The organism is Actinoplanes sp. NPDC051633 (assembly GCF_040681735.1).
Classification (GTDB): domain Bacteria; phylum Actinomycetota; class Actinomycetes; order Mycobacteriales; family Micromonosporaceae; genus Actinoplanes.
Genome location: NZ_JBFAZH010001603.1, coordinates 1 through 1,413, shown reverse-complemented (window position 1 = coordinate 1,413; position 1,413 = coordinate 1). Strand labels below are relative to the sequence as shown.

General features: G+C 66.2%; 2 protein-coding genes and 1 pseudogene. 2 read left to right on the top strand and 1 reads right to left on the bottom strand.

Annotated elements, in window-relative coordinates:
• Positions 1–57: 57 nt before the first annotated feature.
• Positions 58–666 carry a hypothetical protein gene (locus AB0M20_RS43530; protein ID WP_364307364.1) on the top strand — a complete coding sequence of 203 codons (609 nt, stop codon included), beginning with the start codon at positions 58–60 and terminating at the stop codon, positions 664–666.
• On the opposite strand, the gene AB0M20_RS43525 is transcribed toward AB0M20_RS43530, so the two are convergent.
• On the bottom strand, positions 656–1,033 hold the full coding sequence (locus AB0M20_RS43525) for a VOC family protein (protein WP_364307363.1): 378 nt from the start codon (positions 1,031–1,033) through the stop codon (positions 656–658). The two genes, AB0M20_RS43530 and AB0M20_RS43525, sit on opposite strands and share 11 nt — an antisense overlap.
• 88 nt (positions 1,034–1,121) lie before the next feature.
• Between AB0M20_RS43525 and AB0M20_RS43520 the strand changes: the two are divergent.
• Positions 1,122–1,413: pseudogene (locus AB0M20_RS43520) on the top strand (hypothetical protein); the annotation flags it as partial.

Below are 1,413 nucleotides of genomic sequence, written 5' to 3'. Positions count from 1 at the left end.
CCTTGCCCGGCGCCCACCGCCGACGATGGTGGCACCAGAAACCGGAGGTGACCACACATGTACGCACGACTGCAGACCACCGAGACCCTGCCGCCCGACGACAGCGTCGTCCCGATGCTCACCGACACGATCGCATCCCATCCGGGCTACGCCGGAATCCTCATGCTCGCCGACGACCAGGGCGGCGCGATGGTGACCCTGTGGGAGTCACGTGAGGACGCCGAGCTGGCCGCCGAGCGTACGGCGGCGAGCCTGGGGCCCCGCCCGATCGCCCTCGCCCACGACGCGGTCTACGAGGTGGACGCCGACCTGGCCGGAGCCGCCGCTGGTGAGGAGCCCGCCGTCGCCTATCTTGACCAGTTCGACGGGCCGCTCACCCCGGAACGCCTGGACGCCACCCGGCTGGCCGGCGCCCAGCGGATCGGGCCGGCGCTGCAAGCCGTACCCGGTCTCGTCCGCACCCTGGTCCTGTGGCACCCGGCCGACCGCGCCATGGCGGTACTGCACATCGCGACCTCGAGGGAAGCGCTGCAGCGGGTGACGACGGCGATTCGAACCTCGGTGCTGCTGCCCGGTGAGGACCCGGCGCTGCTGCCGGGCCCCGACCGGGTCAGGGTGCTCGAGGTGGCCGCCTACCGCGCCGTGCCCGCTCGGGTCAGCCGTTAGGCCGTCGGTCGATGGCCTGCAACGACCAGCGGTTGCCGTCCGGATCGGTGAAGTGGACGAAGGTGCCCCACGGCTGCACGTCGACCTCGCCCGCCTCCACGCCGGCGTCCAACAGCTGCCGGCGGGCGGCCTCGGCGTCGGCCACGACGACCTGGATCTCCTGGGTGCCCGGGGTCTTCTCGGTGATGCCGTCACCGATCACGATCGAGCAGGCCGAACCGGGCGGGGTCAGCTGCACGAAGCGCAGCCCCTCGCGGACCGGGTAGTCGTGGTCGGCGTTGAAGCCGATCTTCTCGTAGAACGCCTTGGCCCGGTCGACGTCGGTCACGGGCACGGGGATGAGCTCGATCTTCCATGTCGCTGTCATGCCCCGATCGTGTCAGCCATTGCGGTCAGTTCTTGACCGCTTGAAGCTGCACGCAGCACGCGCCGGGCGTCGGAACCAGGCGCGCTTCGTGGTCGCCATCGTCCAGCCCGGCCAACAGGCCGGTGATGAAGGCGTGGTTCAGTCCGCAGACGAGTGTGGTGTGCCGGGCGGCCAAGGCGTGGAACGTCAAAACACGAGCCAACCGAAACCGAGCACAGATTTAGAGACACAGAAACGCATTTTGAACGTCCTAGAAAACTTAGAATCAAATCACGAGAAGACGACTTTGAACTTGAGTAATGACGACAAGTTATATATCACTAGATTAACTGAACGGATAAAACGCTCAAATGAGCATAAAATCAATATTGAGATTGATG

Coding starts and splice junctions, on each gene's coding strand:
- AB0M20_RS43525 (WP_364307363.1), bottom strand. CDS start 1,033: ATGACAGCGACATGGAAGATCGAGCTCATCCCCGTGCCCGTGACCGAC.
- AB0M20_RS43530 (WP_364307364.1), top strand. CDS start 58: ATGTACGCACGACTGCAGACCACCGAGACCCTGCCGCCCGACGACAGC.